Consider the following 6,177-nt stretch of genomic DNA (forward strand, 5'->3'; position numbering starts at 1 on the left):
CTCTCCTGGCCTATGGACTTGTGGATAAGCCATTCTGAGAGTAAGGTGAATGAACTAACAAACCGGGAATAGCTCTTATTTTTCCTGAATTTTGTTCCAGATCCCCGGACCTAGCTAAAATAGCTATTAATAAATAGCTGACAATCCAAAGCTCTTGGATCATTATTAAAGCTGAAAAAATTAAATAAAAATTACATAAAACGAGAACTTTTAAGTCCCTTTCATTATGAATTTCAATAATTTTCAACCCAATAAACAACAGCAAAAATCCAATATAGAAATTACTTGAGATGATGCTACCATATTGTGCTTTTAAGAAGATTAAACTAAGAATAATTAGCGTAAAACGAATACTTCGAGCTACGGGCTTCATCCCATAATAATAACTCATTAGGCGATAAAGGATGCTTAATACCAAAAAAAGAAGTAACCACCATGGAGCGCAAGTCAAATAAGGTAAATAACAAAATGCTGTTACGAATAAGGCATAGCGCATGGTAGAAAACCACTGCGGTAAGAAAAGGGTGCCATTCATGAGTAAATCGCCAGTTGGCGTAGCAAAGATTTTAAATGCTCCTCACCTTGGGAAAAACAAGGGGGTATGTGACCTAACTCCATCGCATATGCCCCGCCCTTTGCTTCAGCAGCATAGAGCCAATAGCTCATCTGTCCTAGTTTAGTTTCCAGATCACCCTTTGGTAAATCATTCAACCGGAATAACCAGTATTCTCCCCTACTGTTTCCCATAGTTTTTAAATACCAACCTTGTTCTTTCGCCGCAATTTTCCACGCAATGCGATTCGGTTGCACCCAAGGATTATCTACTTGTTGCAAATCATATAATTCGTCTTCTCCTGGGCTTATTTGGTTTTTATTATCTGGATGGGCAGCTGGTATAGGGAAAAAACCAGGATCTATCGGTTGAGGATAAACATAATAATCCACCTCAAAATAGACATAGCTCCATGCTCTGAAAATACCCAAGGGGAATTGAGTGGAAACAATAATTCGTGGTAAGGAAAAATAACCTCGTGCATTCGTTTCAATAGGTAAAATAATCGATAACCCCTGACTGGGTATTTTTTCAACCCGAACTTTAGTCTGCTCATTTACCTCAAACTCTATAGCAAAACTAACTTTTTGTTGGGGTTGAATGAAGAGTTTGAGTTGAGCAGCACTGCCTTGTTGAGCATCTTCAATTGAGACAAATTGAATACTCATTCCATCGAGATTAGTATGAGTTTCCCAAGCGCTAATCAAGCCAACGACAGCAAGCAAAAAAGTCATCAGAAAAATAGTACTTATTTGATAATTAATAGCTCCAGTAAATAGAGAGAGTACTAATATACTATAAATCCAACCAAAGCCAGAGGGTAGAATATAAACTGTCTTGGGATTTAAGATTTGTGGATTATCCTTTTTAATACGTTTTTTGGCCCAATTTACCCAAAAATGATAACCTGCATTTTTAATTTGCCTAATCACACTGGAACCTCAACAGCATTCATTAATAAGTCGGCAGGTGACAAGGCTGAGGCAGACTTTTTAATCACTAAACGATGATTGACTACCGCAGCTAGAATTGCTTGCACATCATCAGGACGAACAAATACACGCTCATCTGTTCCAGCATAGGCCTGAGCAGCTCTAATAATACCTAAACCAGCCCGGGGACTAAGCCCATGATAAAACCAGCCTTGGTCACGACTAGTAGAAAGCAAAGATTGCACGTAATTGAGTATAAGCTCAGAAACACTGACCTTTTGGACTTGTAGCTGCAATTCAATTAATTGTTCTGAGTTTATTATCGACGTCAATTTGCTTATATCATCATGGAGTCTGGGTGACTTTAAAAGAACGCGTTCCGCATCAGGACTAGGATAACCAATTTCTAGACGCATAAGAAAGCGATCTAGTTGCGACTCGGGCAAAGGATAAGTGCCAATATGATGCGATGGATTCTGAGTAGCTATAACAAAAAAAGGATTAGGTAAAGCTAGGGTTCCAGTATCAGTGGTCACCTGCTTTTCTTCCATCGCCTCCAATAAAGCACTTTGGGTTTTGGGGGTCGCACGATTAATTTCATCGGCCAAAATCAATTGAGAAAATAACGGTCCTCGATGAAATTGAAATTTTTTTAGTTCAGAGTCATAAATTGATACCCCCAGCAAATCACTGGGTAATAGATCACTAGTAAACTGGATGCGTCGATAGCGCATTCCGGTGAGCATAGCCAAAGCATGACTAAAAGTTGTTTTACCCATGCCTGGTAAATCTTCCAGCAGTAAATGACCATTGGCTAATAAACAACTCAAGCCTAAGCGAATTACTTCATCCTTTCCAAGAAGTACTTGCCCCAATGCATTTTGCAATTCCTTTATCATAGGTTTCTTGGTTTTAAGTTTTACTGCAAAGTATAGCTGGTAGGAAGAATTTTTGCCTTTAAGGTTTATCTCTATTAACGGTTATAAATAGTAAGCTAGCTTGGGTAAAACGAGATAGGGCTTATCCAACAAGCAAAAAGCCCGGATTAGGTCTAGCCTAGATCCGGGCTTTTGTGATAAGAAAAGAGCAATAAACTTAAATTTCCATTAAATCTTTTTCTTTTACTGCCAATACTGCGTCAACTTCAGCAATGTATTTGTCAGTTAATTTCTGGATTACTTCAATCGCACGACGCTCATCATCTTCGGAAATTGATTTGTCTTTTACTAAATCTTTTAATTGAGAGTTCGCATCACGACGGATATTACGAATTGAAACTTTTGATTGTTCCCCTTCATTACGAACTACTTTAATTAATTCCTTACGACGCTCTTCGGTTAAAGCAGGCATTGGAACACGAATCGCCGATCCAGCTGTAGCAGGATTTAAGCCAAGGTCAGAAGTTAGGATTGCCTTTTCGACAGCTGCAACCATTGACTTTTCCCAAGGAGTAACCAACAAGGTTCTAGAGTCACTAGTTGTAATACTAGCCACTTGTGTTAAGGGGGTTAATGTGCCGTAATAATCTACTTGCACATGATCCAAGAAGCCGGCACTTGCTCTTCCTGTACGAACCTTTGCCATGTCTATTTGCAAAGACTCGATTGTTTTCTTCATTCTTTTTTCAGCATCTTGTTTAATTTCATTGATCATGACTCGCTCCAACTATGGTTCCTACGCGATCACCTACAACAATACGTTTTAATGCATTAGGTGCCATCATATCATAGACTTGTAAAGGCATCCCTTGATCTTGGCATAAACAAATTGCAGTAGAATCCATTACTTCTAAACCTTTGGTTAATACTTCTTTATAGGTTAAGTAATCATAGCGCTCAGCATCGGGATTTTTAATAGGATCAGCGGAATAAACACCATCTACTTTTGTTGCTTTCAAAACCACATCAGCGCCAATTTCAATTGCGCGTAAGCATGCCGCTGTATCCGTAGTAAAAAAGGGATTACCTGTTCCTGCAGCAAAAATAACAACTTGCCCATTGCGTAAGTGAGTAATTGCTTTACGCCGATGGTATGAATCAACAACGCCTAGCATAGGAATTGCAGACATAATCCGTGCGGGTAAATCAATACGCTCTAAAGCATCACGCATGGCTAAAGCATTCATTACAGTTGCTAACATCCCCATGTGGTCGCCAGTTACGCGACCAACACCGGCTTGAAACAATGCCTTACCACGAAATAGATTACCACCCCCAAGTACCAATCCTACTTCTACCCCCATATTGATCAACTCAGCCACTTCTTGAGCCATACGATCAAGAACAGCGGGATCAATACCGAACTGTGACTTACCCATAAGGGCTTCGCCACTGTATTTCAGCAAGATTCGTTTGTATTTTAATTTCGGGTGATTATCACTCATCATGAACGAACCTGAGCCATCACTTCTTCAACAAAGTTATCTTCTTTCTTCTCTATACCTTCACCCACTTCAAAACGGATAAAGGATACAACTTCAGCATTTTTCTCTTTTAATAGTTGACCCACTTTGGTGTTTGGATCTTTAACAAAAGGCTGACCTAATAGACTTACTTCATCAACAAACTTATTAATACGGCCTTCAATCATTTTATCAATAATATCTTGAGGCTTGCCACTTTCTTTAGCTTGGGCAGTGAAGACTTCTCTTTCGTTTTCAATAGCTTCAGCAGATACTTGATCACGGCTAACAACCATTGGCTTGCTTGCAGCGATGTGCATTGCGATGTCTTTTGCTAAGGCTTCACTACCGTTTTTAACCGCAACCATAACCCCAATGCGAGAACCATGTAAGTAGTAACCAACAACGCCGCCTTCGCAACTTAAATGTGCTACACGACGTAACTTGATGTTTTCACCAATTTTAGCCACTAATTGTTGTCTTGCTTGTTCGATAGTAGAACCGTCATGAAGTTGTTGGTTAGCTAATTCGTTAACATCAGTGGTTGTGGTATTTAGTGCAGCTTGAACAACGCTGTCAGCAAAGCCTGTGAAGTTCGCATCACGAGCAACGAAGTCAGTTTCGCTGTTGATTTCAATCATTACAGCTCTAGATTCATCAGCAGTTCGAGCAATAACAATCACTCCCTCAGCGGCAACACGGTCAGCTTTTTTATCTGCCTTAGCTTGACCCGCTTTGCGCATTTCCATTATTGCTTCTTCAATATCGCCGTTAGTTGCTATAAGAAATTTTTTGCATTCCATCATACCTGCGCCAGTACGCTCGCGCAATTGCATTACTAATCCAGCACTAATTGTTGACATTATCTTTTCTCCACATAGCAAAAAGGGGGCAAGATTATTCGCCCCCTTCATTTAATAGTAATTATTCCCCAGCTTTTTCAGTATCAGAAGATACTTCAACAAACTCAGAATCAGCGGACATGCTACCGACAGTATTGCTGTTTTTACCATCTAAAATGGCATCAGCAACACAACGTACATAGATATCTACAGCACGCATAGAATCATCGTTTCCAGGAATAACATAATCAATGTTGTCTGGGCTGTTGTTGGTATCAACAACACCAATGACTGGAATCTTTAAGCGACGGGCTTCTTCAACAGCAATATGCTCGAAACCAACATCAACAACAAAAAGAGCATCAGGTAAACCACCCATGTTTTCGATACCACCTAAACCGCGCTCTAATTTTTCAAGTTCACGAGATAACATTAAAGCTTCTTTTTTAATCATATCGTTAAAGAGGCCTTTTTCTTTCATCTCTTTTAATTCTTTCAAACGGAAAATGGACTGACGAACAGTTTTATAGTTAGTTAACATACCGCCTAACCAACGGTGATCAACATAAGGCATGCCGCAACGCTTCGCGTGTTCACGAATACTGTCTTGCGCAGCTCTTTTAGTTCCAACGAATAGAATCTTTGCCTTATTAGCAGCTAAACGACCTACGTAGTTCACTACGTCGTTTAACATCGGCATGGTTTTTTCAAGGTTAATGATGTGAATTTTATTTCTTGAACCGAAAATATATTCACCCATTTTAGGGTTCCAGAAACGAGTTCTGTGACCAAAATGTGCGCCAGCTTCAAGCATTTCGCGCATACTAACTTTACTCATATTATTTCTCCAGGGTTATGCCTCCACATCCCCCATATGAAACCCGCAAGGGACCCTATCGTATGTGCCGGAATGTGTGTGAATTTTAGCCCGACATTTATAACATATTAGAAGGTATTGAGCAATCAAATACTTATAATTATACAAAAAGTATCATTGAACTTAATAATATTGCATATAAGTTCATTCCGCTAACACGCCTAGTCAGCACAGAGGGTGGCCTAATTACTCATGAGTGAGTTTTTAGTAAAGCCCACTTTCAAAAAGATGAATACTTAATATTTTTTAGCATAGGTATATAAAGGAGGTATAATAAGTTAATAATGGTTCTTGCGCCCCTTTAGGAAACTCTACTTTTCCTGAGTGCTCTATAGCTTTTATTTATAGTTAATTTTTGCACTATCTATTGACATCGCTCCTCCCTTAATCTCTTTAACCTAGTAAAATAATAAGCGGATTGACTCTGCACTACAAAAGCATTTACTGTTTAGATAAATTACTCATGTTACGCACATAAACTTGTAGTTTGACTAAAAAGCATTAGAATTCCGCCCTTAATTTTAGGGAGGGAATTAAATGGATATGCTTGATCTTTATAGTGATTATTTGAT

Annotated in this window: 7 protein-coding genes; all 7 read right to left on the bottom strand. The window is 39.1% G+C overall.

What is annotated here, in order from left to right; genetic code table 11:
* Window positions 1-10: 10 nt before the first annotated feature.
* Complete coding sequence (locus tag ELY15_RS12770; protein ID WP_233586730.1) at window positions 11-535, bottom strand: DUF3488 domain-containing protein; 525 nt, start codon at window positions 533-535, stop codon at window positions 11-13.
* On the bottom strand, window positions 532-1,485 hold the full coding sequence (locus tag ELY15_RS12775; RefSeq protein WP_127100638.1) for a hypothetical protein: 954 nt from the start codon (window positions 1,483-1,485) through the stop codon (window positions 532-534). The genes ELY15_RS12770 and ELY15_RS12775 overlap by 4 nt, the downstream gene beginning before the upstream one ends.
* Complete coding sequence (locus tag ELY15_RS12780) at window positions 1,482-2,384, bottom strand: MoxR family ATPase (RefSeq protein WP_127100640.1); 903 nt, start codon at window positions 2,382-2,384, stop codon at window positions 1,482-1,484. The genes ELY15_RS12775 and ELY15_RS12780 overlap by 4 nt, the downstream gene beginning before the upstream one ends.
* 196 nt (window positions 2,385-2,580) lie before the next feature.
* Entirely contained in the window at window positions 2,581-3,138 is a 558-nt protein-coding gene (frr, locus tag ELY15_RS12785; protein ID WP_127100642.1) for a ribosome recycling factor, read from the bottom strand.
* Window positions 3,128-3,871, bottom strand: a complete 744-nt coding sequence (pyrH, locus tag ELY15_RS12790) for a UMP kinase (RefSeq protein ID WP_127100644.1) — start codon at window positions 3,869-3,871, stop codon at window positions 3,128-3,130. Before pyrH ends, frr begins: the two co-directional genes overlap by 11 nt.
* On the bottom strand, window positions 3,868-4,749 hold the full coding sequence (gene tsf, locus ELY15_RS12795; protein WP_127100646.1) for a translation elongation factor Ts: 882 nt from the start codon (window positions 4,747-4,749) through the stop codon (window positions 3,868-3,870). Before tsf ends, pyrH begins: the two co-directional genes overlap by 4 nt.
* A 61-nt stretch (window positions 4,750-4,810) precedes the next feature.
* The gene (gene rpsB, locus ELY15_RS12800; RefSeq protein ID WP_127100648.1) at window positions 4,811-5,566 is read right to left on the bottom strand and encodes a 30S ribosomal protein S2; all 756 of its coding nucleotides are present in this window, start codon (window positions 5,564-5,566) and stop codon (window positions 4,811-4,813) included.
* Window positions 5,567-6,177: the final 611 nt, after the last annotated feature.

Origin of the sequence: Legionella sp. km772, assembly GCF_003989735.1 — a bacterium.
Lineage (GTDB): Bacteria > Pseudomonadota > Gammaproteobacteria > Legionellales > Legionellaceae > Legionella.

Bases quoted from the DNA above. Each gene is read 5' to 3' on its own strand.
- ELY15_RS12770 (WP_233586730.1), bottom strand. From the start codon at position 535: ATGAATGGCACCCTTTTCTTACCGCAGTGGTTTTCTACCATGCGCTAT.
- ELY15_RS12780 (WP_127100640.1), bottom strand. From the start codon at position 2,384: ATGATAAAGGAATTGCAAAATGCATTGGGGCAAGTACTTCTTGGAAAG.
- frr (WP_127100642.1), bottom strand. From the start codon at position 3,138: ATGATCAATGAAATTAAACAAGATGCTGAAAAAAGAATGAAGAAAACA.
- pyrH (WP_127100644.1), bottom strand. From the start codon at position 3,871: ATGATGAGTGATAATCACCCGAAATTAAAATACAAACGAATCTTGCTG.
- tsf (WP_127100646.1), bottom strand. From the start codon at position 4,749: ATGTCAACAATTAGTGCTGGATTAGTAATGCAATTGCGCGAGCGTACT.
- rpsB (WP_127100648.1), bottom strand. From the start codon at position 5,566: ATGAGTAAAGTTAGTATGCGCGAAATGCTTGAAGCTGGCGCACATTTT.